General features: G+C 66.5%; 21 protein-coding genes. 5 read left to right on the forward strand and 16 right to left on the reverse strand.

Going from position 1 to position 22,966, the window contains the following annotated elements; translation table 11 throughout:
- Window positions 1-263: 263 nt before the first annotated feature.
- Complete coding sequence (gene cydB / locus BUB57_RS12990) at window positions 264-1,265, reverse strand: cytochrome d ubiquinol oxidase subunit II (RefSeq protein WP_073067706.1); 1,002 nt, start codon at window positions 1,263-1,265, stop codon at window positions 264-266.
- Entirely contained in the window at window positions 1,262-2,680 is a 1,419-nt protein-coding gene (locus BUB57_RS12995) for a cytochrome ubiquinol oxidase subunit I (protein ID WP_073067708.1), read from the reverse strand. The genes cydB and BUB57_RS12995 overlap by 4 nt, the downstream gene beginning before the upstream one ends.
- A gap of 174 nt (window positions 2,681-2,854) precedes the next feature.
- Between BUB57_RS12995 and BUB57_RS13000 the strand changes: the two genes are divergently transcribed.
- The 4 genes from BUB57_RS13000 to BUB57_RS13015 all read left to right on the forward strand — a co-directional run bounded on the left by BUB57_RS13000 (window position 2,855) and on the right by BUB57_RS13015 (window position 7,974).
- Window positions 2,855-3,574 carry a peptidoglycan-binding domain-containing protein gene (locus BUB57_RS13000; RefSeq protein WP_073067710.1) on the forward strand — a complete coding sequence of 240 codons (720 nt, stop codon included), beginning with the start codon at window positions 2,855-2,857 and terminating at the stop codon, window positions 3,572-3,574.
- Window positions 3,575-3,656: 82 nt separating this feature from the next.
- A complete protein-coding gene (locus tag BUB57_RS13005) occupies window positions 3,657-4,148 on the forward strand; it encodes a DUF305 domain-containing protein (RefSeq protein ID WP_073067712.1) in 492 nt (163 codons plus the stop codon).
- 155 nt (window positions 4,149-4,303) lie between these two features.
- A complete protein-coding gene (locus tag BUB57_RS13010; protein WP_073067714.1) occupies window positions 4,304-7,084 on the forward strand; it encodes a cation-translocating P-type ATPase in 2,781 nt (926 codons plus the stop codon).
- 140 nt (window positions 7,085-7,224) lie between these two features.
- Complete coding sequence (locus BUB57_RS13015; protein WP_073067716.1) at window positions 7,225-7,974, forward strand: GntR family transcriptional regulator; 750 nt, start codon at window positions 7,225-7,227, stop codon at window positions 7,972-7,974.
- A gap of 3 nt (window positions 7,975-7,977) precedes the next feature.
- Here the strand turns inward: BUB57_RS13015 and BUB57_RS13020 are convergent, their stop codons facing one another.
- The 8 genes from BUB57_RS13020 to BUB57_RS13055 all read right to left on the reverse strand — a co-directional run bounded on the left by BUB57_RS13020 (window position 7,978) and on the right by BUB57_RS13055 (window position 15,429).
- Window positions 7,978-8,859: a branched-chain amino acid ABC transporter permease gene (locus BUB57_RS13020; RefSeq protein WP_407670367.1), complete on the reverse strand. Its 882-nt coding sequence runs from the start codon at window positions 8,857-8,859 to the stop codon at window positions 7,978-7,980.
- Between the two features lie 101 nt (window positions 8,860-8,960).
- Window positions 8,961-9,839 carry a branched-chain amino acid ABC transporter permease gene (locus tag BUB57_RS13025; protein WP_073067719.1) on the reverse strand — a complete coding sequence of 293 codons (879 nt, stop codon included), beginning with the start codon at window positions 9,837-9,839 and terminating at the stop codon, window positions 8,961-8,963.
- Between the two features lie 12 nt (window positions 9,840-9,851).
- Window positions 9,852-10,562: an ABC transporter ATP-binding protein gene (locus tag BUB57_RS13030; protein ID WP_073067721.1), complete on the reverse strand. Its 711-nt coding sequence runs from the start codon at window positions 10,560-10,562 to the stop codon at window positions 9,852-9,854.
- 1 nt (window position 10,563) lies between these two features.
- Entirely contained in the window at window positions 10,564-11,307 is a 744-nt protein-coding gene (locus BUB57_RS13035) for an ABC transporter ATP-binding protein (protein ID WP_073067724.1), read from the reverse strand.
- A 34-nt stretch (window positions 11,308-11,341) separates the two neighbouring features.
- Window positions 11,342-11,896, reverse strand: a complete 555-nt coding sequence (locus BUB57_RS13040; RefSeq protein ID WP_073067726.1) for a hypothetical protein — start codon at window positions 11,894-11,896, stop codon at window positions 11,342-11,344.
- On the reverse strand, window positions 11,896-13,125 hold the full coding sequence (locus BUB57_RS13045) for a phosphotransferase family protein (protein ID WP_073067728.1): 1,230 nt from the start codon (window positions 13,123-13,125) through the stop codon (window positions 11,896-11,898). Before BUB57_RS13045 ends, BUB57_RS13040 begins: the two co-directional genes overlap by 1 nt.
- Window positions 13,122-14,141, reverse strand: coding sequence for a DUF7064 domain-containing protein (locus tag BUB57_RS13050; protein WP_073067730.1), 1,020 nt, complete (start codon window positions 14,139-14,141; stop codon window positions 13,122-13,124). Before BUB57_RS13050 ends, BUB57_RS13045 begins: the two co-directional genes overlap by 4 nt.
- A gap of 70 nt (window positions 14,142-14,211) precedes the next feature.
- On the reverse strand, window positions 14,212-15,429 hold the full coding sequence (locus BUB57_RS13055) for an ABC transporter substrate-binding protein (RefSeq protein ID WP_073067732.1): 1,218 nt from the start codon (window positions 15,427-15,429) through the stop codon (window positions 14,212-14,214).
- Between the two features lie 541 nt (window positions 15,430-15,970).
- Between BUB57_RS13055 and BUB57_RS13060 the strand changes: the two genes are divergently transcribed.
- Window positions 15,971-16,789 (forward strand): TetR/AcrR family transcriptional regulator, encoded by an 819-nt coding sequence (locus tag BUB57_RS13060; protein ID WP_234952079.1) that lies wholly within the window; start codon window positions 15,971-15,973, stop codon window positions 16,787-16,789.
- 53 nt (window positions 16,790-16,842) lie between these two features.
- Here the strand turns inward: BUB57_RS13060 and BUB57_RS13065 are convergent, their stop codons facing one another.
- From BUB57_RS13065 to BUB57_RS13090, 6 genes are all read right to left on the reverse strand, one after another.
- On the reverse strand, window positions 16,843-17,550 hold the full coding sequence (locus BUB57_RS13065; RefSeq protein WP_073067735.1) for an ABC transporter ATP-binding protein: 708 nt from the start codon (window positions 17,548-17,550) through the stop codon (window positions 16,843-16,845).
- A gap of 1 nt (window position 17,551) precedes the next feature.
- Entirely contained in the window at window positions 17,552-18,292 is a 741-nt protein-coding gene (locus BUB57_RS13070; protein WP_073067737.1) for an ABC transporter ATP-binding protein, read from the reverse strand.
- A gap of 1 nt (window position 18,293) precedes the next feature.
- A complete protein-coding gene (locus tag BUB57_RS13075; protein ID WP_073067739.1) occupies window positions 18,294-19,223 on the reverse strand; it encodes a branched-chain amino acid ABC transporter permease in 930 nt (309 codons plus the stop codon).
- Window positions 19,223-20,119, reverse strand: coding sequence for a branched-chain amino acid ABC transporter permease (locus BUB57_RS13080; RefSeq protein WP_159435575.1), 897 nt, complete (start codon window positions 20,117-20,119; stop codon window positions 19,223-19,225). Before BUB57_RS13080 ends, BUB57_RS13075 begins: the two co-directional genes overlap by 1 nt.
- 107 nt (window positions 20,120-20,226) lie before the next feature.
- Window positions 20,227-21,390, reverse strand: coding sequence for an ABC transporter substrate-binding protein (locus tag BUB57_RS13085; RefSeq protein WP_084732143.1), 1,164 nt, complete (start codon window positions 21,388-21,390; stop codon window positions 20,227-20,229).
- Between the two features lie 105 nt (window positions 21,391-21,495).
- Complete coding sequence (locus BUB57_RS13090) at window positions 21,496-22,644, reverse strand: acyl-CoA dehydrogenase family protein (protein WP_143159727.1); 1,149 nt, start codon at window positions 22,642-22,644, stop codon at window positions 21,496-21,498.
- Window positions 22,645-22,966: the final 322 nt, after the last annotated feature.

The following is a 22,966-nucleotide window of genomic DNA, read 5'->3' on the forward strand; positions in this document are numbered from 1 at the left end:
CGCTCGTGGCGGTTGTCCGGTACAGAGAAATCTGCGCGTAGCCTGCGTGTGGCGTTCCGTCTGGCCTGCCGGGAACTGCTTGTCCGAGGCTGCTGGGGTCCGGGCTCCGACCGAAGAAGCGATACGGATTCCAACGGGAGAGGTTGGAATGCGAGCAGGCGCCCCAGCCTACCCAATCCACATCCGCAACACCCCCGCAACCGCCGCCACCGCCGCGACGCCGCCAAGATACAGCGCTACGAACCAGGCCAGCTTGCGGCCCATCAGTGATAGCCCGCGTCGGGGTCGACCTTGCCTCGGAACACCCAGTAGGAATAGCCGGTATAGACCAGGATCACCGGGACCAGCAGGATCACCCCGGTCATGAAGAAGCGCTGGCTCTTTTCCGGGGCGGCGGCGTCCCAGATGGTCAGGCTGCCCGGCACGATGTCGGGATAGACCGAGATCCCCAGCCCCACGAAGCACAGCGCGAACAGCGCCAGCGCCAGGAAGAACGGCCAGCGGTCGCGGCGCGCGGCCAGCATCCGCAGCAGGCCCAGCCACACCGCCGCCACCAGCAGCGGCACCAGCCCGGTGACGGTGATCGCCGGCCACTCGAACCAGCGCTGCCAGTATTCCCCCAGCAGGAACGGCGTGGCCAGACTGACCGCGACGATGGCGGCCAGCATGGCGATGGCCAGCTTGCGCGCCCAGGCATAGGCATCGTCGCGCAGATGGCCTTCGGTCTTGGCGATCAGCCAGCAGGCGCCCAGCAGCATGTAGGCGATGCAGACGCTGGCCCCGCACAGCAACGAAAACGGCGTCACCCAGTCGAACCAGCCGCCGCCATAGGCGCCGTCCACGACCCGCACCCCCTGCAGCACCGTCCCCAGCGCGATCCCCTGCATGAAGGCCGCCACCACCGAGCCCAGCACGAAGCCCCGGTCCCACCAGTGTCCGCGCTTGCGGCTGCGAAAGCGGAACTCGAAGGCGACCCCGCGGAACACCAGCCCCAGCAGCATCGCGATGATCGGGACGTAAAGCGCCGGCAGCAGGATGGCATAGGCCTGCGGGAAGCCGGCCAGCACCGCGCCGCCGCCCAGCACCAGCCAGGTCTCGTTCCCGTCCCAGACCGGCGCGATGGAATTGATCATGGTGTCCCGGTCCTGCTTGCGGGCAAGGGGGAACAGGATGGCGAGCCCCAGGTCGAACCCGTCCATCACCACGTAAAGGAACACCGCAAAAGCGACGGTAAGGGCCATCAGCAGGGGCATGTCCAGCATCATCGGCGCAGCTCCGGTCCGGCGGTGGCGGCCGCGGCGCCCCCCGGCATGATCCCGGCGGCGTGCTGGGGCTGGCCCGCGGCGGGGCCCTGTTCGCCGCCATGCGGCGGGCGCGCCATCAGCCGCAGCAGATAGGTGGTGCCGGCGGCGAAGATCAGCGTATAGACCACGACAAAGGCAGCCAGCGACGCGCCCACCGCCGGCGCCGCCACGGGCGAGGCCGCGTCCACGGTGCGCAACATGCCGTAGATCACCCAGGGCTGGCGGCCGACTTCGGTGGTGACCCAGCCGGCCAGTACCGCGACGAACCCCGCCGGCCCCATTGCCAGCGCCGCAAGATGCAGCCAGCGCCAGTCATGCAGCCGGCCGCGCCAGCGGGCGAGCCCGCTCCACACCCCCACGGCCAGCATCAGGACGCCCAGGCCGACCATCAGCCGGAACGACCAGAACACGATCGGCACCGGCGGCCACTGGTCGCGGGGCACGGTCTCCAGCCCCTCCATCGGCGCGTTCGGGTCGTGCTTGAGGATCAGCGAGCCCAGCTTGGGGATGGCTATGGCGTGGTCCATCCGCGCCTCCCGCATGTTCGGCAGACCGAACAGATACAGCGGCGCGCCCTCGGGGTGGCTGTCGAAATGCCCCTCCATCGCCATCACCTTGACGGGCTGGTGTTCCAGCGTGTTCAGCCCGTGCTGGTCGCCGGCCAGGATCTGGACCGGCGCCACCAGCAGCAGCATCCACATCGCCATCGAGAACATGACGCGGCTTTCCTCGGCCGCGCGGCGGCGCAGCAGGTGCCAGGCGGCGGCCGCGCCGACCACCAGCGCGGTGGTCAGATAGGCGGCCAGCACCATATGGACCAGCCGATAGGGCAGCGAGGGGTTGAAGACGATCTCCCACCAGCTGCCCGGCGCGATGCGGCCGTCGGCGCCGACGATATGGCCCTGCGGCGTCTGCATCCAGCTGTTCACCGACAGGATCCAGAAGGCGGACAGCAGCGTGCCGACCGCCACCGCATAGGTGGCGAAGGCGTGCAGCCCCTTGCCCACCCTGTCGGTTCCGAACAGCATCACCCCCAGGAAGCCGGCCTCCAGGAAGAACGCCGTCATCACCTCATAGGCCATCAGCGGCCCGATCACCGCCCCCGCGACATCGGTAAAGGCGGACCAGTTGGTGCCGAACTGATAGGACATGACGATGCCCGACACCACGCCCATCCCGAAGGCGATGGAAAACACCCGCATCCAGTATTTCAGCAGGTTGCGGTAGACCTCGCGTCCCGTCGCCAGCCACAGGGTCTCCAGCACTGCAAGATAGCTGGCAAGGCCGATGGTGAACGCCGGAAACACGATGTGAAAGGACATCGTGAAGGCGAACTGCAATCTGGCAAGCAGGACGGCGTCCAACTGTTCCAGCATGGCCAACCTCGCAACATGCCCGGCATCGCGGCCGTCACATCGTGACCCCACAGTGCGGCCACACGGCTGCGTTGTCCAGCGCTACATCTGCTCGCCTGATCGGAACCCGGGGGCGGCGTTCCGCGCTATACCCCCAGACTTCGACCGACGGATCGACCGAAAGGAGGCCAACCGATGGTCAGGACAATGCTTTCGTCGGCGTTTGCCGCCGCTTTGATGATTGCGCCGGTGCAGGCGCAGGATGTGGGCGACATCGTGGGCGGGATCGCCCGGCAGTATCTGCAACAGGAACACGACCGCGCCGCCTTTGCGCAGGCGCAGAACGCCAACACGCTGTCGGCCTATCAGTCCTATCTGCGGCAGTTCCCCAACGGAATGTATGCCGAACAGGCGCGCGACCGCGTGCAGCGGCTGGGCGGAACCCCGGCCACCGGCAGCCAGCCCGTGGGCGACACCGCCTCGCTTTCCGCGCAGCAGCGGGCCGAGATCCAGCGTCGGCTGAGCGCGCTGGGCTACAGCACCAGCGGCGTGGACGGGAACTTCGGCCCCGGCACCCGCCGCGCCATCGCGCTGTGGCAGCGGGACCGCAATTATGCGCAGACCGGCACGCTGAGCGGGGCGCAGGCGAACGAGATCCTGCGCGGCACCGCCAGCGGACAGCCGGGCAGCGGCGCCACCGGCGCGGCGCAGACCGAGGCGGCGCTGAGCCTCAGCCGCCAGCAGCGCGCCACCATCCAGGCCGGGCTGACGCGGCGCGGCTTTGACACCCGCGGGGTGGACGGCGTCTTCGGCCGCGGCACCCGCAACGCCATCGCCGCCTGGCAGCGCGCCAATGATTTCAGCGCCACCGGCTATCTGACCGCGCAGCAGGTCCAGCGGCTGACCGCCCGCTAGGCCGGCCCTGCGCCGGGCAGCAGGCGAAACGGGCAGGCCCCCGGTGGGCGCCGTTCCCCGCGCTGACAGAGGGAAAGCAGAGATGGCGCAGCCTCGACCCACCGGCCAGCACCACGGCCATGGCCGTCCCTATCTGATGTTCTGGCTGAACATGGCGCTGGGGCTGGCGGTCATGTATCTGGTCATGTTCACCATGATCGACGGGCCGCGGGATTTCCGGCACAATCTCAATATGCTCTACATGGCCGTCACCATGTGGGCGCCGATGGGCATCTTCATGCTGGCGACGATGCCGGGGATGTTCCCCCGCAAGCGCCTGAACCTTGCGCTTTACGCGCTGTTCGCGGTGCTGACCGCGGCCTCGTTCGCCGCCACCCGCGCGCAGGCGCTGATCGGGGACCGGCAGTTCGTCGCCTCGATGATCCCGCATCATTCCGGGGCGATCCTGATGTGCCGGCAGGCGGCGTTGCAGGACGCCGAATTGCTGGCCCTGTGCGAGCAGATCATCGCCGCCCAGCGGCGCGAGATCGAGCAGATGCAGGCGATCGGCGCCCGGCTGGACCGGCCCCGCTGACCGGCGCGTCAGCGGCGGGGGGTCGCGACCAATCAACGCGGTATCGGATCGCCGGGGGCAGGGACGGTTGCGACTCGGCCTTGCGCGGCCGATCAGGCGGCAGGAACCTTGGGCCGGAACCCGGCCGGGGGCGGGGCCGCCTGAAAGGACGCGTCATGGAAACGATCGACGATGCCTCGACCCGCGACGCGCAGGCGGTGGCCCGGGCGCTGCAGGTCGACCCGGACACCGGGCTTTCCGCCGCCGAGGCCGCGCGCCGCCTGCGCCGCTACGGGCCGAACCAGTTGCGGGCTGCGCCCGCCGTGCCGGTGTGGCGGCGGATCCTGGCGCAGTTCCGGGACCCGCTGGTCTATCTGCTGCTGGGCGCGGTGGTGGTGGCGCTGGCAGCCTGGCTGATCGAGGGGCAGGATAGCTGGCCGGTCGATGCGGTGGTGATCGCGGCGGTCGTGCTGCTGAACGCCGCGCTGGGGTTCGCGCAGGAACGCAAGGCCGCCAATGCCGTCGCCGCCCTGGCGCGGATGACCGAGGTGACCGCTTCGGTGCTGCGCGACGGAGAGCGGCGGCGGATTCCGGGGGCCGAGCTGGTGCCCGGGGACGTGCTGCTGCTGGACGAGGGCGATGCCGTCGGGGCGGATGCGCGGCTGCTGACCGCCGCCGCGCTGCGGGTCCAGGAAGCCTCGCTGACCGGGGAAAGCGAGCCGGTGCTGAAGGACGCCGCCACCCTGCCGGCCCCGGCGCCGCTGGCCGAGCGGTCCTCGATGGTCTTCAAGGGCACCGCCGTCGTCCAGGGCAGCGGCCGGGCGCTGGTCACCGCCACGGGGATGTGCAGCGAAATGGGCGCCATCGCCACCATGCTGGACGAAACCCGCGAGGAACCGACGCCCCTGCAACGCGAGGTGGCACGGATCGGGCGGCTGCTGGGCATCGCCGTGGTGGTCATCGCGCTGGTGGTGGTGGCGACGATCCTCGCCCTGTCCGAGATCGGGGGCATCGGCGATGTGGTCACGGTGCTGCTGCTGGGGGTGTCGCTGGCGGTCGCCGCGGTGCCAGAGGGGCTGCCCGCGATCCTGTCGCTGGTGCTGGCGCTGGGCGTCCAGCGCATGGCCGCCCGCAATGCCATCGTCAAGCATCTGTCCTCGGTCGAGACGCTGGGCGCGGCGACGGTGATCTGCTCCGACAAGACCGGCACGCTGACCCGGTCCGAGATGACGATCCAGCGCATCGCCACCGCCTCGGGGGACACGCGCGTCACCGGCGTCGGCTATGCGCCGCAGGGAAGGGTCGAGACCGAGACGGGCGCGCCGGTCGGCGGCGCGCTGCGGGCCGAACATGTCGTGGTGCTGGGCGGCGGCAGCCTGGCCGGCAACGCGGCCCTGCGCCAGGCCGGCGACGGGTCGTGGGAAATCCAGGGCGATCCCACCGAGGCCGCGTTCCTGGTCGCCGAAAGGAAGCTGGGCACCGACGCCCGCCGCCACCGCCGCTTTGAGCGGGTGCAGGAGATCCCGTTCAGTTCCGACCGCAAGATGATGTCCAGCATCGAGCGCGACCTGGAACAGGGCGGCGGGCTGGTGCTGGTCACCAAGGGCGCCCCCGACGTGCTGATGCAGCGCTGCAACCGCATCCGCGTCGGCACCGAGGTGCTGGACTTCGACGACGCAAGCCGCGCCGAGGCGCTGGCCGATGTCGAGCGCCTGTCCGGCGAGGCGCTGCGCACGCTGGCCGTCGCCTATCGGCCGCTGTCGGAGGCCGAGGCTGCAAGCCCCGACGAGGGGCTTGAGCGCGACCTGATCTTCGTCGGCACCGTCGGCATCATCGACCCCCCGCGCGAGGAGGCAGCCGAGGCGATCGCCGAGGCGCGCCGCGCCGGCATCCGGGTGATGATGATCACCGGCGACCACCCGCGCACCGCCGCCCGCATCGCCGCCCAGCTGGGTATCGCGGCCCCCGACGCCGTGGCGCTGACCGGCGCCGACCTGGATGCGCTGGACGCGCCGGCGCTGGCCGCGGCGGTGCGCGAGACTGCGGTCTATGCGCGGGTCGCGCCGGTGCACAAGCTGCGTATCGTCGATGCGCTGCAGGCCGACGGCAATGTGGTGGCGATGACCGGCGACGGGGTGAACGATGCGCCCGCGCTCAAGTCGGCGGATATCGGCGTGGCGATGGGGATCACCGGCACCGAGGTGACCAAGGAGGCCGCCAAGATGATCCTGGCGGACGACAATTTCGCCACCATCGTCGCCGCCGTGCGCGAGGGGCGGGTGATCTTCCACAATATCCGCAAGTTCCTGCGCTATCTGCTGTCCTCGAACATGGGCGAGGTGCTGACGGTGTTCCTGGGCGTGGTCGGTGCCGGGGTGATCGGCCTCGACGCCGCGGGGGGCGACGGGCTGGTGCTGCCGCTGCTGGCGACGCAGATCCTGTGGATCAACCTGATCACCGATTCCGGCCCGGCGCTGGCCATGGGCGTGGACCCGGAAACCGAGGACGTGATGGCCCGCCCGCCCCGCCGCCCGACCGAGCGCGCCATCGACCGGCGGATGTGGCAGAGCGTGATCTCCACCGGGCTGGTGATGGCGCTGGCCACGCTGCTGGCTATCGACCTGCACCTGCCGGGCGGTCTGATCGAGGGCTCGTCCTCGCTCGAGGAGGCCCGCACCGCCGGCTTCACCGTGCTGGTCTTTGCCCAGCTTTTCAACTGCTTCAGCGCCCGCTCGGAAACCGTCAGCGCCTTTCGGCATCTGTTCGTGAACCGCTGGCTGTGGGGCGCGGTGATCCTTTCGACGCTGCTGCAGATCGCCGTGGTCCATCTGCCGCCGCTCAACCTCGCCTTCGGCACAAGGCCGCTGTCGTCCGGGCAATGGCTGCTGTGCGCGGCGCTGGGCAGCGTCGTGCTGTGGTTCGCGGAAATGCGGAAGTGGATGGCGCGGCGGGGTTAGGGGCGCCGTCGCAACTCTTGCGGGCGGCGCCCCGGACGGGACGGATCGCGGGGCGACAGGTGCGTCGGGCAAACGACGGTTGGCGGCATCCTGCGGGCATGGCATGGTTACCGCGCGCATCCGCGAGGCGATCAATACTGATGAATCATCCCAGAAAACCAACCGGCCGCGTCATTCCCCTGTGGGAACGGATCGCCGCGGAATTGCGCGGGCAGATCGTCGACGGTTCGCTGCCGGTGGACACCTACCTGCCGAACGAGATCGACCTGGCCGCGCAATATGGGGTGAGCCGGAACACCATCCGCGCAAGCCTGAGGCAGCTTGCCGATCAGGGTTTCATCACCCGGATCCGCAAGAAGGGATCGCGCGTGGTCAAGAAGGACGAGGTTCCCGTCGTGCGGACCACCGTCAATCCGTTCATCGCCCTGCGCGAGATCCACGCGAAATCCCGGCTGAGGATCGATTCCTTTGAACCCTTCACCGGAATCACCGGGCTTTGCCGGGATTACACGCCCTTTGGACAGGACCCGACCGACTGGATCAGGCTGTCGTGCTACCGCATCCTCGACAAGACGCAGGAACCCTGGAACCCGATCACCCTCTATTTCCCGCGCGAGTTCGAAGAGGCCGCCCGCCGCATGGGCAGGACCAAGGCATCCGCCATTGACGTGATCAATGACCTGGGTCTGGCCCGGGCCGCGTCGGCCCGGACATTTGCGCAGCCGGTGGTGATGCCGAACGACAGCGCGGATTACCTGAAGGTCCCGCGCAAGATGCTCGCCACCCAGATCACGACGCTGTATTTCAACGCGGACGAGCAGTTCTTCCACCTGAGCGTCAGCCTGAATCCAGTGGACAGGTTCCAGATCGAACTGGCCTTCCAGCCCTGAGCGTCAGCGCCCTTCGCGGCGGGCGAGGGAGCCGATGGCCTCGCCCACGACGCCCCTGCGGAAGGCGATGACCACCACCACGAAGATCACCCCGTTGATGACCAGGATCCAGTCCTCGATCCCGGACAGGAATTCCTGGATCCCGATGATGATCGCCGCGCCCGCGATCGGGCCAAGCATCGTGCCGATGCCGCCGACGAGGTTCATCAGCACCACCTCGCCCGAGGTGTGCCAGGACACGTCGGTCAACGAGGCCAGCTCGAACACCACCGCCTTCATCGCGCCGGCCGCGCCGGAAAGTGCGGCGGACAGGACAAAGGCCGCAAGCTTGTAGCGGTTGGTATGATAGCCAAGCGAGATCGCCCGCGCCTCGTTTTCCCGGATCGCCTTCAGCGTCTGGCCGAAGGGCGAATGCACGGTGCGGAACACGATCAGGAACACCGCCACGAACAGGATTAGCGTGGTCAGGAACAGCTGGAACTCGCTGCGCGTGTCCAGCAGCCCCAGGAAATACCCGCGCGGAATCGACTGCAGCCCGTCCTCGCCCCCGGTGAACGGCGCCTGGATGGCCAGGAACAGCAGCATCTGCGCAAAGGCCAGCGTCACCATGGCGGTGTAGATCCCGTGGCGGCGGACCGCCAGCACCCCGGTGCCCAGCCCCAGCAGGGCAGCGACCGCGGCGGCCAGCAGAATTCCCGCCTCGAGCGGCCAGCCGAAGGCCTTGATCGCATAACCGCCCATATAGGCGCCGCCGCCAAAGAACATCGCATGGCCAAACGAGACGATGCCGGTGAACCCCATCAGCAGGTTCAGCGCCAGCGCGAACATGGCAAAGCACATGATCTTCATCACCACGAAGGGGTTCATCATCTGCGACGCAAGCATCAGCGCCAGGACGATGGCGGCGAACAGCCCCAGCTCGACCAGCCGGCGGCGGCGGGTGATCCGGCGTTCGCCCCGAGAGGCGGAAAGGCTTGTGCTGCTGGTCATCGGGTGCTCCCGAACAGGCCCGAGGGCCGGAAGATGAGGATCAGGATCATGATGAAGAAGATCACCGTGGTTGAGGCGGCCGGATAGAACACCTTGGTCAGCCCCTCGATCAGCCCCAGCCCGAAGCCGGCGATCACCGAGCCGGCGATGGAGCCCATGCCGCCGATCACCACCACCGCAAACACCACGATGATCAGGTTCGACCCCATCGCCGGGCTGACCTGATAGACCGGGGCGGCGACCACGCCGGCCAGCCCCGCCAGCCCGACGCCGAAGCCATAGGTCAGCATGATCAGCCGCGGGATGTTGACCCCGAACGCCTGCACCATGTCGGCATCTTCCGACGCCGCGCGCAGATAGGCGCCAAGCTTGGTGCGTTCGATGGCGATCCAGACCGCAAGGCAGACCACCAGCGATATGGCGATCGCCACCAGCCGGTACATCGGCATCCGCATGAACCCCAGATCGACCGATCCCGGCAACGGGTTGGCATAGGGCATCCCCGACCAGCCATAGCTCTGCGCCACCAGTCCTTCGAGGATCAGGGCGACGCCGAAGGTCAGAAGCAGCCCGTAGATCTGGTCCACGTCGCGCAGGTAGCGCAGCAGCCCCCGTTCCAGCGCCATGCCCAGCACCGCCACCACCAGCGGCGCGACGACCAGCGCCCCCCAGAACCCGATCCCGAGATAGCTGAGCAGCATCCAGGCGACATAGGCGCCCAGCATGTACTGCGCCCCATGCGCAAAATTGATCAGGTTGAGCAGCCCGAAGATGATGGCGAGCCCAAGGCTCAGCAGCGCATAGAACGCCCCGTTGACCAGCCCGAGCGCAAGCTGGCCGTAAAGCGCCTGTGCCGGGATTCCGAATATTTCCATGTGGGTTCCCTTTCAGACGCCCAGATAGGCCCTGATCCGCTCCGATCCGGCGGCCAGGTCGCCGGCGGCGATTTCGTCAACCACCCGCCCGTGTTCGACCACGTAATGGCGGTCGGCGAAGCCCGAGGCGAAGCGGAAGTTCTGTTCGACCAGCAGGATCGTGAACCCGATGGTGCGCAGCGATGCGATGATCTCTCCCAGTTGCTTGACGATGATTGGGGCCAGCCCCTCGGTCGGCTCGTCCAGCAGCAGGAACCTGGCCCCGGTCCGCAGGATCCGCGCGATGGCCAGCATCTGCTGTTCGCCGCCCGACAGCTTCGTCCCCGGGCTGTGGCGGCGTTCCACAAGCCGGGGGAACATCGCCTGCACCCGGTCCAGTGTCAGGGGATCGGCGCCGATCACCGGCGGAAGTTCCAGGTTTTCCTGGACATCCAGCCGCGAAAAGATCCCGCGGTGTTCCGGGCAATAGGCGATACCCATCCGCGCGATCCGGTGCGGCGGCAGGGTGATCGTCTCGCGCTCTTCATAGGTGATGGAGCCGCTGCGTTTCTTCATCAGCCCCATGATCGCGCGCATGGTGGTGGACTTGCCGGCGCCGTTGCGGCCCAGCAGCGTCACCACCTCGCCCCGGCCGACATGTAGGGTCATGCCGTGGAGCACATGGCTTTCCCCATACCAGGCATGGAGATCGCGGACCGAAAGCATCGCCGTGTCTGCGGTCATCCTATTCTCCCATATAGGCGCGGGTGACGTCGGGGTCGGTCGACACCTCGGCGTAATTGCCTTCGGCCAGCACCTCGCCCCGCGACAGGACGGTGATGCGGTCGGAAAGCTCGGCCACCACGGACAGGTTGTGTTCCACCATCAGCACCGTCATTGGCCCCCGCAGGCGGTTGATCAGCGCGGTGATCGGGGCGATGTCCTCGATCCCCATGCCCGAGGTCGGCTCGTCCAGCAGCAACAGCTTTGGCCGCAGCGCCAGCGTCGTTGCAATCTCCAACGCCCGCTTGCGGCCATAGGACAGGCTGGAGGCCAGCCTGCCCGCGCGGTCGGCCAGCCCCACGTCGGCCAGCAGCTGCTCGGCCTCGTCGTTCAGCGCCTCGGATCGGGTGATCGGGCGCCAGAAACGGAAGGTGCCACCCTCGCGGCGCTGAAGCGCGATGCGGACGTTCTCGATCAGGGTCAGATGCGGGAAGGTGGCCGAGATCTGGAATGACCGCACCATGCCGTCCATCGCCACGTCAGCCGGGTGCCGTCGGGTGATGTCCTTGCCGTCCAAGCGGATCGTGCCCGAGGTCGCGTCCAGAAACCGGGTCAGAAGGTTGAAGGTCGTGGTCTTACCCGCGCCGTTGGGTCCGATCAGCGCATGCACGCTGCCGCGCGCCACGTCCAGCGACACCTCGTTCACGGCTTTGAAGCCGCCGAAGTTCTTGGAAAGATTGCGTGCTTGAAGAATGATGTCGGTCATGGCGATCCGTTCCCGCTATGGCGCACGCGAACTGTCACTTGGCTGCTGCGTTGGTTTCATGGTGGCCCGCATGACGGCAGAGCAGGTTTTCCAGCGGCGGAACCTCGGCCGGGGCGGGATCGAGACCCATGGGCAGATACCAGGCCCGTTCCATGGCGATGCGATCCTCGGTGCCCGCGATCACGGCAAGGGCAATGCGGCGCGACGCTTCGGCAGGCAGGCCGGGGGCAGACTGCACGATTTCGGAAACCGCATGGTTGGCGCGGGCGGTCCCTTCGCGCAGGTCCCTTGTGCTTGCCCAGGGGGCGGCCAGCAGGTCGTCGGCCGCGGCAATCGCGCTTTCCAGCGCGGCGGCGTCGGATGCGTCCTGCGCCGCATCGCGGACCTTTGCGGCAAGCGCCCGCGCATCGGCCAGCTGGAAGCGTTCCCGCGCGTGCAGGTGATCCAGCCGGGACCGCAGGAACCCGAGATAATGCACGATCAGGCCCAGCTGCTCGCGCGCCAGCGGGTCGTCCGCCGGCAGCGCGGGCGCGATCACGTCGGTCAGTGATTTGCAGACGGCCCGCAGGCCGGTGTCGGAGTGATCCATCACAGACGCTCCTTGAGGCAAAGGGAGAGCTCGCGCTCGACCGTGGGGGCCATGCCCTTCACCCGGATCAGCAGCGGGTCCTGATGCGACTTGCCGAGCCGCGCGACGCGGTTTGCCGTGGCGACCGTTGAGGCGATGATCTGGTAGCAGTTCAGGATGCGATACCAGGCCAGCCGGTCGGGATCGACCGGGAGGCCGGAGACGCGGGTGTATTCCTCGAAGAAGTCGTCCAGCGGGATCAGCCCGCAGACGAAATAGGTTTTCCTGTCCTCGGAATAATGGCCCATGGTCGATTGCGTCATCCAGGCCAGGTCGCGGTGGCGGTCGCCGATATGCGCCCGTTCCCAGTCGAGCCATGCGCCGATCCGGCCGGTTTCCTCGTCGAACAGGAAATTTCCGCTGCGGAAATCGCCATGCACGATGCTGGCGTGGTCAAGCTTGGGCGCATTCGCCTCGAGCCAGTTCGCGGCCACATCCATCAGCGGGAAATCCTCGCCCCGGTCCTCTTCCCAGATGCGGCGGGCGCGGTTCAGCTGCCAGATCGCCGCCTGGGTGGTGCCGGCCTGCGGCATGTCCATGGTGGCGAAGGAGCGGGCGGAGAAATCGAAATGATGGATAGCCGCCAGATGGGCCATGAACTGCGGCGCCAGTTTCGCCCGCAGATCGGGTCCGAAATTGGTTCCCAGCCCGCTGACCTGCCCGGTCTGCGTGGCCCGGCTTTTGGTGACGCCCGGCGCAAAGGCATAGATCAGCGCCGGCTGGGGAAACCAGCGTCCGTCCGGGTCCAGCCAATACACCGCAGGGACGGGGATGATGCCCTGGAATGCCTCCAGCAATTCGTATTCCCTTGGGCGCGAGGTGGTGTTCGAGCCCTCTGACGGGTCCATCCGCAGCACCAGCCGTTCCTTTCTGCGGCCCTGCGCAAGGTCGTCCCATTCCAGCGTGAATCCCATCTGGATCTTGGACACGCCCCCCGTGAACCAGCCCGGCTCGGTGATGACGAAGTTCCCGACCCCCAGATCGGTCAGCATCCGGGTCAGTTTCGCCCTGAGCTCGTCCAGCGTGATGCGCCGGTAGGGCGGGCCCGAGCGGCTCTGCATCTTGCGGGTCAGAAGCTCGTCCACTTCGCGCTCGACCGGAAAGCGGTCGCGGATCGCCTGGATGAACTGGGGGGTGGGGTTGTCGCGGATGTTGAAGCTGTCGTGCAGCGATGCGGGCAGGACGGTCATACGATGCCCCCGCTTTGCGGCACGCGGCGCCAGGGCGCGGAACGCGACATGTGGCGCGCCAGGTAGTCCAGCCCGAAGATATCCCCGAATTCGCCAAAGCCCACGCGGTCGTTCCACGTGTAGCGCATGGTGGTCTGGTAGCAGACATGGCAAGGGTTGAAGGAATGCCACGGATGCCCGCCGACCGCGGTGCCCAGGAACTCGAAGCTCTTGCCGCGGATGTCGGTGACGGTGATGCGGTTGCCGATCGGCTGCATGTGGACGCGGTTGGCCTGCACCTCGGCGCTGGTCACGCCGTAGACCTCGCCGTTCTCGACGACAAAGCCGAACTGCACCGGGTCATACAGGACCGTGCCTTTTTCGATCCGCATCGGCACGGCCAGGTGGATGGCCAGATCCTCGCCGAAATTGATCGAGATCCAGGACACGGCACGGGTGCCCAGCTCTTTCCGGGGACCCCAGGAATGGTCCATGCCCTCGTAGCAGTCGACCTTGTAGGTTTCCCCGTAAAGCGTGAGGGAGCCGGTGATATGGCCCTTGCATTCGAAATGGCCGTTCGCCCATTCCTTGCCGATGCGGGCATCTTCGGCACCGCTGGGCCGCTGGGTCAGCAGCGGGTTTTCCGCCGGATCACGCGGGTCGAAGGGATGGTGCAGGCCGCGGAAGCTGAGGTCGAAGCTGCAGGCGCCCAGTTGGTTCTCATAGCGCAGGTCGTAGTTCTGCGGACCCCCCAGCGCCTTGAGTGACAGGCCGTTGTCCAGCGTGAAGTCGGAAAACTTCTCGGGGCATTTCAGGTGCATCTGCGGATCGGTGAAGTCGATCTCATAGGTGTGCACGCAGAGGCCGCGGCTAACGATCACCGATGACAGGCATATTCCCAGGTTCGGCCGGGCCAGCACATAGCAATTGCCGAAGATGCCTTCCTCGGGAACGGCAAACGGCAGGAAGATGGTTTCCGTCCAGCTCAAGTCCGAAGGATCGTGCGGATGGAAATCTGCGTCTTCAGGGGTAATCATCGTTTCTGCTCCTGACGGGTCGGGATGGCGGATCGGGCGGGGCTCGATCCGACGGGTTGCAAGGCGCGCCTCAGCCGGCCAGCGCGCATTTCTCGGGCTCGGGCGGGCCGAATGCCTGTTCGCCGGGAATGGTCTTCAGCACCTTGACGTAGTCCCAGGGCTTCGTGCTTTCCTCGGGGGTCTTCACCTGCATCACATACATGTCGTGGATGGCGCGGCCGTCGGGGCGAATCGTGACCTGTCCGAACAGAGGGTCGTCGATCGGCTGCGATTTCATGTCGGCGACGATGGTCCCGGCTTGGGCCGAGCCGGTCGCCAGCGCGGATTCGAGATAGTGGTAGACCGCGGAATAGACGCCGGCCTGTCCCTCGGACGGCATTCCTCCGTTATGGGCGGCAGCGAAGCGTTCGGAAAAGGCGCGGGTCTGGTCGTTCGTGTCCCAGTAGAAGGCGGTGGTGTAGATCAGCCCCTTGGCCGCCTCGAGCCCCAGCCCGTGCACATCGTTGATGAAGATGGCCAGCGTCGCCAGCCGCTGCCCCTCTTCCACCAGCCCGAACTCGTTGGACTGCTTGATCATGTTCATCAGGTCGGTGCCCGCGGTGCCGAAAGCCACCACATCCGCGCCGGACGATTGCGCCTGCAGAAGGAAGGACGAATAGTCGACCAGACCAAGCGGCGGCAGCGCGTGCCCCTTGACCTCGCCCCCGGCCTCCAGCACGAATTTGGTGGCCACCGCCTCCAGCCCCTTGCCGCCGGCATAGTCCGAGGTGACGAAGAACCAGCTTTTCCCGCCGGTTTCCACCGTCGCCTGTGCGGTGTTGCGGGCCAGCGAATACAGGTCGAAGGTCCAGTGCACGGTGTTCGGCGTGCAGGCGTCGCGGGTCAGCGCGTCATGCCCGCCGCCGGAGACCAGCAGCGCGGCGTCGCTGTCCTTGACCAGCGCCGCAACCGCCAGCGCGGCGGCGGAGTTCGGCACGTCCACGATCGCATTCACGCCGTCCCTGATCCAGTCCCGGGCGATCGCCGATGCGACGTCGGCCTTGTTCTGGTGATCGGCCGACAACACTTCGATGTCGAAATCCGCCTCGGGATGCGCCTTGCGGAAATCCTCGACCGCAAGCTTTGCGGCCACGACCGATCCCGGCCCGCTCCAGGCGGAAAAGCCGCTGGCCATGTCGTTCAGGACCCCCAGCCGCAGCCTGGTGATATCGGCGGAGGCCGTGCCTGCGGTCAGGATGAACGCCAGCGCGGAGACCGCCAGAAGTCGTCCACGAGTGATAGGTGCCATTGTCGCATATCCTCCCCGATATGTATGGCGTTGTGATGATGCCCCAGCCGTCGCAGAAGCCATCACTGGCCTCCGGCGCGTGCCGAAACCTTCCTGTTCACTGTAGTTTCCCGCCTTCCGGTGGTGCTTCCTCCTGCAGCCGGAAGGACGGGCGACATTGATACGCTAGGATAAGGTAATTTCGCTGTCAAATGATTTGTTGGAACATAATAAGCGATGTGGAGGGGGTGAGTACGTGGCCGAAAACGCTGCCGGATGCTCTGAAATATATAATATACTCAGTAATTTATGTGAATTTTCCGCGCCGGATTGTCATGGGGCGATGATGGTCGGCCGCGGCGCATAATCCTTCTGCGGCCTGACGTTGGCCGAGTCGCTTTCACCTTCCCCGACGCGATCCCGTTGCCATGGACGGGGGCGACTCGGCCGTAGAGGTCGCACCGCGGCGACGCCGCCACGCGGCATCCCGCCCAGTCGTAGTTGCGCCCTGCGCCGATCGGCTTTCGCGGTCGCAGGTCCGGCGGCAGAAGCAATCGCATGATTGCTTTATGCCGTGGACGTCGACCCGCATGGCCTCGCCTTGCGCTGGACTTTCACCCGGGCCCGTGGTTCTTCTGCGGGAAGCTGCTTCGGGATGCGTGGATTGAGCTCGAAAACATCATCCAGATCGGGCCCCCGGCGTCTTTCCAAGGATGACAGGATTGCGCTGATCCTTCGGACCGCGCGCGAATTGATTCGCGAAAAGGGTTTCGAGAATTTCCTGCCGCTGGAGGTCGCGCAGCGCAGCGGCGTTTCCGAAGGCATGGTCTATAAATATTTCAAGAGCAAGCGCGAGCTGATGGAGCGCGTGGCCGAAGGCTGGTTCGAGGAATTCCTCAGCGAGGCCCCGGTCCCGGACCAGGACCAGCCGCTGCGCGACCAGCTGTTCCAGGTGATCTGGAGCTCGCTGATGTCGATCAAGAGAGAGCCGGCGCTGACGCGTTTCGTGCTGATGGAACTGCGGGCGGACCCGAATTATCGCAATCTCCCCACCTATCGGCAAAGCCGGCGTTTCGCGGAATCGGTGGTCAGCGTCATCGACCTTGGCATCCAGCGGGGGCTGATCCGGGCCGATCTGAACCGCAAGCTTGCGCGCGACATGATCTTTGGCGCGATCGAACACGCCACCTGGGCATTCCTGCGCGGCGAGGATGAGGAATTTTCCGTCGAGGTCACCGCCCGCGGCATCACGGACATGATCCTCGACGGCATCAGCACGCAAAAGCCGCTGACGACCGAAATGATCGAGCGGCTCGAGCATATGGCAGGCCAGCTTGCCAATGAATTGCACAATGCACGGATGACGCCTCCCGCGGGTTAGAGGGCTGCAATCCCTCGTTGAGGATTCATGCGGCCGGATCAGCCGCATGAATCTCAGATATGCAGATAGCGGTTCTGGACATCCTTGTTGTCGCGCAGTTCCGCGGCGGTTCCGTGATAGACCACCACGCCCTTTTCCAGGACATAGCAGCGGTCGCTGAGGTTCAGGACGAAATCCAGATTCTGTTCCGCCATGATGATGGACACGCCGGCATCTCGCAATTCGCGGATCTTTTCGCCGATCTGGGCGACGATCAGCGGGGCGACCCCTTCCGACGGCTCATCCAGCAGGATCAGTTCCGGGTTGCCCATCAGCGTGCGGGCGATGGTCAGCATCTGCTGCTGCCCGCCGCTGAGCAGCCCGCCCGGGCGGTTGCGGAACCGTTCCAGATCGGGGAACAGCGCGAACACCCGGTCCTCGGTCCAGGGCTCCAGCCCCTCGCGCGGCGGCAGCCGGGCGACGTCGAGGTTTTCCCAGACGGTCAGCGAACCGAAGATGCGCCGTTCCTCGGGGACATAGCCCAGCCCGGCCCGGGCATTCAGATGCGACGGCCGGCGGGTGATCGGCTGCCCCTTCCACAGGATCTTGCCCGAGGCGGGCGGGGTAATTCCCATGATCGCCCGCATGGTCGTCGATTTGCCGACACCATTGCGGCCCACCAGCGCCACAAGTTCGCCCGTTTCGATCTTCAGGGAAACATCATGCAGGACCTTGCTGAGGCCGTAGCAGACGTTGATCGCCTCGACTTGCAAAAGGCTCATCTCATTCCCTTCCCAGGTAGATGCGCTGCACATCGTCATTCGCGCGGACCTCGTGCGGCAGACCGGTGGCGATGATCTCTCCGTGATGCAGGACGGAAATCGTGCTGGCGATCTCGAACACCACATTCATGTCGTGTTCGGTGAACAGCAGCGTGATTCCGCGCTGCTGCACGATATCGCGGATCAGCGCGATGCTGGACAGGGTTTCGGCGATCGACATGCCGGCGGTGGGTTCGTCCAGCAGCAGGATTTTCGGTTCCGCCGCCAGCGCCACGGCCAATTCCAGCTGTTTCTGCTTGCCATGGGCCAATTCGCCCGCCCGCCGGCCGGAATCGCCGCCCAGCCGGACCTGTTCCAGCAATTGCATGATCTCGTCCCCAAACAGCCCGGCGGCGGCGTGGAACGGGTTGAATTGCAGCTTGCGATTGGCAATCAGCGCCACCTGCACGTTTTCAAAGGCGGTCTTGCGGGGGAACACATTCACCTTTTGAAACGAACGCGCCATGCCGATCCGCACGATCTCATGCGGCTTCATCCGCGACAGGCGCTGCCCCTCCAGGGCGATGCTGCCGGTCGTCGGCAGGATCAGCCCGGAAATCAGGTTGAACAATGTGGTCTTGCCGGCGCCATTCGGCCCGATGATGGCGTGGCGGGCGCCTTTTTCGACGGAAAACGACACGTCGTTGATGGCGATGAAGCCGCCGAACTTCTTGGTTGCGTTGGTAACGTCCAGAAATGCCATGTCACTTGCGTCCAAGGCGCGCGTAGAGTTTGCGGAACAGCTCGATCAGCCCCTCGGGCAGGACCAGCACCACCAGCAGCAGGATCAGCCCCATCACCAGCGGCCAGTATTGCGTGTACTGGTGGATCGTCACCTCGAGCAGATACAGCAGCGAGGCGCCTAGGATCGGCCCGACGAAACTGTGCACGCCGCCCAGCAGCACGCTGATCACGATATGGCCGGACTGCGTCCAGAACGCCGATTGCGGGTACATGCCGCGCAGATACATCGCCATCAGGCTGCCGGCGATGGCGGCAAACAGCGCCGCCAGCACAAAGCCGATCAGCTGCATCTGCCGGACATTGACGCCAAGGAAGCTGGCCCTGGTCTCGTTCTCGCGGATGGCCACGAAGATCTGGCCCATGGTGGATTTGCTCAGCAGCCACATCAGCGCGGTCGAGGCGCCGACCACCGCCAGCACGAACCAATAGAAGCTTTGCGGCGAGGCCAGCATCCCGGGCAGGGTGATGCCGACGAAACCGTCGTCGCCGCCGGTCACGGGCTTCCACTTGATGATGATGCCCCAGACCAGCATCGAGAAGGCCAGCGTCAGCATGGCGAAATAGATCGCCTTCAGCCTCACGCACAGCACCCCGATCACCAGCGCAAAGGCGGCGGCCAGCAGCACGGCCATCGGCATCGCCGCGGCCAGCGGCAGCTGCCAGCGGGTCAGGAAGAACGCCGTGGCATAGCCGCCGATGGCAAAGAACGCGGCATGGCCGAACGAGACCAGCCCGATATGCCCGACCAGGATATTGAGGCTGAGCGCCAGCAGGCTGAAGATCATGACCTGCACGGCCAGCTCGGTCAGGTAGCGCGACCCCAGGAACGGCACCGCCAGCAGCGCCAGGAACAGGCAGGCCAGGAAGATGAGTTGCGGACGGCTGGTCATCAGTGGCGCTCCTCGTCAGCTTTGCCGAAAAGTCCCCAGGGGCGCACCAGCAGGATGACCACCATCATCACGTAAGAGGCGACGATCACCCATTCCTTGAGGTAGATCGACCCCATCACGGTCAGGAAGCCCAGGATCAGCGCCCCGACGAAGCTGCCCAGCAGGCTGCCCAGCCCGCCGATGATGACGATGATGAAGGCGTCGATGATGACCAGCGAGTCCATGCCCGGATCGACCGCCGAGCGCGGCGCGGCCAGCGCGCCGCCCATGGCGGCCAGTGCGGCGCCGGTGACGAACACCCCGGAATAGACCAGCTTCACGTCGGTCCCCAGTGCGTTCAGCATCACCCGGTCCTCGCGCGCGGCGCGCAGGATGCGCCCCCAGCGCGTGCGCTCCATGAAGAACCAGATCGCGACCGCGATGATCGGTCCCATGACGCACAGGAACAGCGCGTATTTGGGATAGGGGCTGATCCCCAGGTTGACCGCGCCGCGCAGGAAGGGCGGCGCGCCGATGCTGTATTGCCCCGAGCCCCAGATCATCTTCACCAGGTCCTTGATGACCAGCACCAGGGCAAAGGTGAACAGCAGCTGCAGCATGTGTTCCTTGTCATACAGCCGGGACAGCAGCCCCCGCTCGACGACAAAGGCCATCGCGCCCATCAGCGCGCCGGCGCCCAGCACCCCCAGCAGGAAGCCGAGATTGCTGTCGCCCGTCACCCGCAGGATCGACAGCGCGACATAGGCGCCGACCATGTAGAATGCGCCATGCGCGAAATTGACGATGCGCAGCACGCCGAAAATCAGGGTCAGGCCGGCGGCGATGATGAACAGGTTCATCGCCAGGGAAAGAGAGTTCATCACCTGTATGAACAGGATCATCGGGTTCGCGAACATGCGGTTGCACCTTGCGGCCGCGCCGCGCGCCATGCGCATGACGGCCAGCGTTGCTGGGAAGGAACAGCGCGCCGCAGCGGCGGCGCGCCAGGATCGCGGCGCGGGCGCTATCGTACCAGGCGCAGATCGGTCATGCGCGCGACGTCCGAGCCTTCCTGCGGTTCGAAGCGGCCGTAGAACTCGGGCGAGTTGGCGCGGTTCGTTTCCGGGTCGATGGTGATCTCGCCCAGCGGGGTCTGGATGGTCAGCCCGTCCAGCGCGGCCGCCACCGCCGTCGGCTCGGTGGTGCCGGCAGCCTCGATCGCGGCGGTAAGGAACTTGACGGCGTTATAGCCGGTGATCGGCCACATGTCGGTTTCCTTGCGGCCCTGATGGGCGGCCAGCGCCTGCTGATAGGCGGCGTGAGAGTCCTCGCCCTCGTAATACCAGACATCGGCGGCCGAGGCCCACAGCCCGCCGGGAAGCTCGGCCCCCAGCGCGGCGGCCACGGCGTGGTCGCCGGTGTTCGAGCCCCACAGCACCTTCTTGGACTCGAACAGTCCAAAGGGGGTGGCCTGCTTGACGAAGGCGATGAAGCTGCCGCCGTACTGGGTGCCGACGATGGTGTCGCAGTCCGAGGACAGCAGCTGCGTGATTGTCGCGCTGAAATCGGTGGCGTTCATCGGGACCAGGAACTCCCCGGCCTCGGTGATGTCGCCCATGTTGGCGCGGATCGCGGCGAACCAGTCATGCGTATAGGCATAGTCGAAGCCGGTGAAGCAGATGCTTTCCGTGCCCATGCCGCGCAGCACCTCAACCGTGCGCACGCCGTCCACATCGGTGGTGGGGGCCAGCTGGAAGATATAGTCGTGCAGGTTGTCGCCGGCGGTCAGCGCCTCGGTCTTGGCCGAGGGCGAGATGTTCACCACCTTTTCCTCGCGCGCGATCTGCGAGTTGGCCAGTGAGGTCGCCGAGGTCGCCGGGCCGATGAAATGCTGCACCCCCTCGAGCGTGATGAGCTCGCGCATGGCGGCGGTCGACACGTCCGGGCGCAGCTGCTCGTCGCGCAGCAGCACCTGCAGCGGGCGGCCAAGGACGCCGCCCGCCTCGTTGACCTGTTTCACCGCCAGATCGACGCCGGCATAGATGCCCTCGCCGACATAGGCGCCGCCGCCCGACATGGGCAGGATGACGCCCACCTTGATCGGCCCGTCCTGGGCCATCGCCGCCGTGGCCAGGACCGCGGTCCCAAGCGCCAGGGCGCAGGATTTCATCGCTTTTCTGTAGGTCATTGTCCGTCAACCTCCCATTGACGTTTCAGTTGATCCGACGCGTGCGCCCTTGTGTCGTTCGCGCCGCGTCGGCCTCCTCCTCCTCCGCCGTCGCGCCGGGGGCGCTCAGACGTTCTCCCGCCCGTAAAGATGCCGGGCGATGATGATCTTCTGGATCTGCGGCGTGCCGTCCGCGATCAGCTGCCCGCAGACGTCGCGCAGCCGCTGCTCGATCGGCAGGTCCTGCGTGTAGCCGTAGTGTCCGTGCAGCACGAGACAGTCGCGGATCACGTCGACGCAGATCTCGGGGACCATCCCCTTGCAGACCGCGGCCTCGGCATTGTGGGGGCGGTTCTGGTCGCGCAGCCACAGCGTGCGCAGGCAGTGCCAGCGCGCCATTTCCAGCCGGGACCACGCCTCGGCCACCGGGAAGGATACGCCCTGGTTGCGCGAGACCGGCTGTCCGAAGGCCGTGCGCTCGCGTGTGTAGGCGATGGTTTCCTCGAGCGTCTGCATCGCCGCGCCCACGCACATCAGCCCGATCAGGGCGCGGGTGTATTCAAAGGTCTGCATCGCAGAGCCGAAGGCGCCGTTCAGCGTGCCGACCAGGTTCGCGGCGGGGACCCGCACGTTGTCGAGAAACAGCGAGCCGCGCAGGATGCATTTCGACCCCATGTCGGCATAGGGATGCCGGGTCACGCCGGGGGTGTCGAAGGGCACCAGAAAGGCGGAAACGCCGCGCGAGCCGGCGTCGGGGTCGGTCCGCGCGAACACGATTCCCGCATCGGCCGCCATGACCAGCGTCACCGAGGCTTTCTCTCCGTTCAGGATGAAATCATCGCCATCCCGCTCGGCGCGGGTGCGGATGGAGGCCGCGTCCGATCCGCAATGCGGCTCGGTCAGGCAGACGCTGATGCGGGCGTCCCCGGCGGCCAGCCGCGGCAGCCATTCCCGGCACAGGGGCTCGCTGGCGTTGCGCGCCATCAGGTCCCCGACGAAGGCGCTGTTCAGGATGCCGTAGCACAGGTTGAAATCGCCGCGGGCGACCGCCTCGATGGCGATGCCGGCGGTCACGCAGTCCAGTTCCTGCCCGTCGTATTCCCGGGGAATGCGCAGGCCGAACAGGCCCATCCCTGCCATCTGCCGCCAGGCGTCCTCGGGGAAGGCGCCGTCGCGGTCGCGGGCCATGTAGCCGGACAGCAATGCGCTGGCGACGAAACCATCCAGCGCCGCGGCGATGCTTGCCTGATCGTCGGTATAGGAAAAGTCCAACATATTCCTCCCTCGTCACACGCGCTCCGCTCAGGGCGAGCGATGGCTGGCGCCTGTCCGGGCCGGGTGCGGTTCATTCCGCCCTGTGCCGTCCGCCTCCCGCGGCAGGGGCGGGCGGCTGCGGTGCGGGCCGGTCGAGCCCGCCTCTCGGCCCCGCCGGTCGGGGCTATCGGGGACGAGCGGGGTTGGCCGCGGATTGCGGGGCGGGTAGAGGTAACAGTTACTCACAGGGTCCTCGCAGAAAGCATATCTTGCTCCAGCGTCCGAGTTGATTCCTTACTGGAACCTAAGCGGAATCCGTAAATAATCACAATAGTAAACTTGC

Origin of the sequence: Paracoccus solventivorans, assembly GCF_900142875.1 — a bacterium.
Classification (GTDB): Bacteria; Pseudomonadota; Alphaproteobacteria; order Rhodobacterales; family Rhodobacteraceae; genus Paracoccus; species Paracoccus solventivorans.

Coding starts and splice junctions, on each gene's coding strand:
- cydB (WP_073067706.1), bottom strand. CDS start 1,265: ATGATGCTGGACATGCCCCTGCTGATGGCCCTTACCGTCGCTTTTGCG.
- BUB57_RS12995 (WP_073067708.1), bottom strand. CDS start 2,680: ATGCTGGAACAGTTGGACGCCGTCCTGCTTGCCAGATTGCAGTTCGCC.
- BUB57_RS13000 (WP_073067710.1), top strand. CDS start 2,855: ATGGTCAGGACAATGCTTTCGTCGGCGTTTGCCGCCGCTTTGATGATT.
- BUB57_RS13005 (WP_073067712.1), top strand. CDS start 3,657: ATGGCGCAGCCTCGACCCACCGGCCAGCACCACGGCCATGGCCGTCCC.
- BUB57_RS13010 (WP_073067714.1), top strand. CDS start 4,304: ATGGAAACGATCGACGATGCCTCGACCCGCGACGCGCAGGCGGTGGCC.
- BUB57_RS13015 (WP_073067716.1), top strand. CDS start 7,225: ATGAATCATCCCAGAAAACCAACCGGCCGCGTCATTCCCCTGTGGGAA.
- BUB57_RS13020 (WP_407670367.1), bottom strand. CDS start 8,859: ATGCTTGCGTCGCAGATGATGAACCCCTTCGTGGTGATGAAGATCATG.
- BUB57_RS13025 (WP_073067719.1), bottom strand. CDS start 9,839: ATGGAAATATTCGGAATCCCGGCACAGGCGCTTTACGGCCAGCTTGCG.
- BUB57_RS13030 (WP_073067721.1), bottom strand. CDS start 10,562: ATGACCGCAGACACGGCGATGCTTTCGGTCCGCGATCTCCATGCCTGG.
- BUB57_RS13035 (WP_073067724.1), bottom strand. CDS start 11,307: ATGACCGACATCATTCTTCAAGCACGCAATCTTTCCAAGAACTTCGGC.
- BUB57_RS13040 (WP_073067726.1), bottom strand. CDS start 11,896: ATGGATCACTCCGACACCGGCCTGCGGGCCGTCTGCAAATCACTGACC.
- BUB57_RS13045 (WP_073067728.1), bottom strand. CDS start 13,125: ATGACCGTCCTGCCCGCATCGCTGCACGACAGCTTCAACATCCGCGAC.
- BUB57_RS13050 (WP_073067730.1), bottom strand. CDS start 14,141: ATGATTACCCCTGAAGACGCAGATTTCCATCCGCACGATCCTTCGGAC.
- BUB57_RS13055 (WP_073067732.1), bottom strand. CDS start 15,429: ATGGCACCTATCACTCGTGGACGACTTCTGGCGGTCTCCGCGCTGGCG.
- BUB57_RS13065 (WP_073067735.1), bottom strand. CDS start 17,550: ATGAGCCTTTTGCAAGTCGAGGCGATCAACGTCTGCTACGGCCTCAGC.
- BUB57_RS13070 (WP_073067737.1), bottom strand. CDS start 18,292: ATGGCATTTCTGGACGTTACCAACGCAACCAAGAAGTTCGGCGGCTTC.
- BUB57_RS13075 (WP_073067739.1), bottom strand. CDS start 19,223: ATGACCAGCCGTCCGCAACTCATCTTCCTGGCCTGCCTGTTCCTGGCG.
- BUB57_RS13080 (WP_159435575.1), bottom strand. CDS start 20,119: ATGTTCGCGAACCCGATGATCCTGTTCATACAGGTGATGAACTCTCTT.
- BUB57_RS13085 (WP_084732143.1), bottom strand. CDS start 21,390: ATGACCTACAGAAAAGCGATGAAATCCTGCGCCCTGGCGCTTGGGACC.
- BUB57_RS13090 (WP_143159727.1), bottom strand. CDS start 22,644: ATGTTGGACTTTTCCTATACCGACGATCAGGCAAGCATCGCCGCGGCG.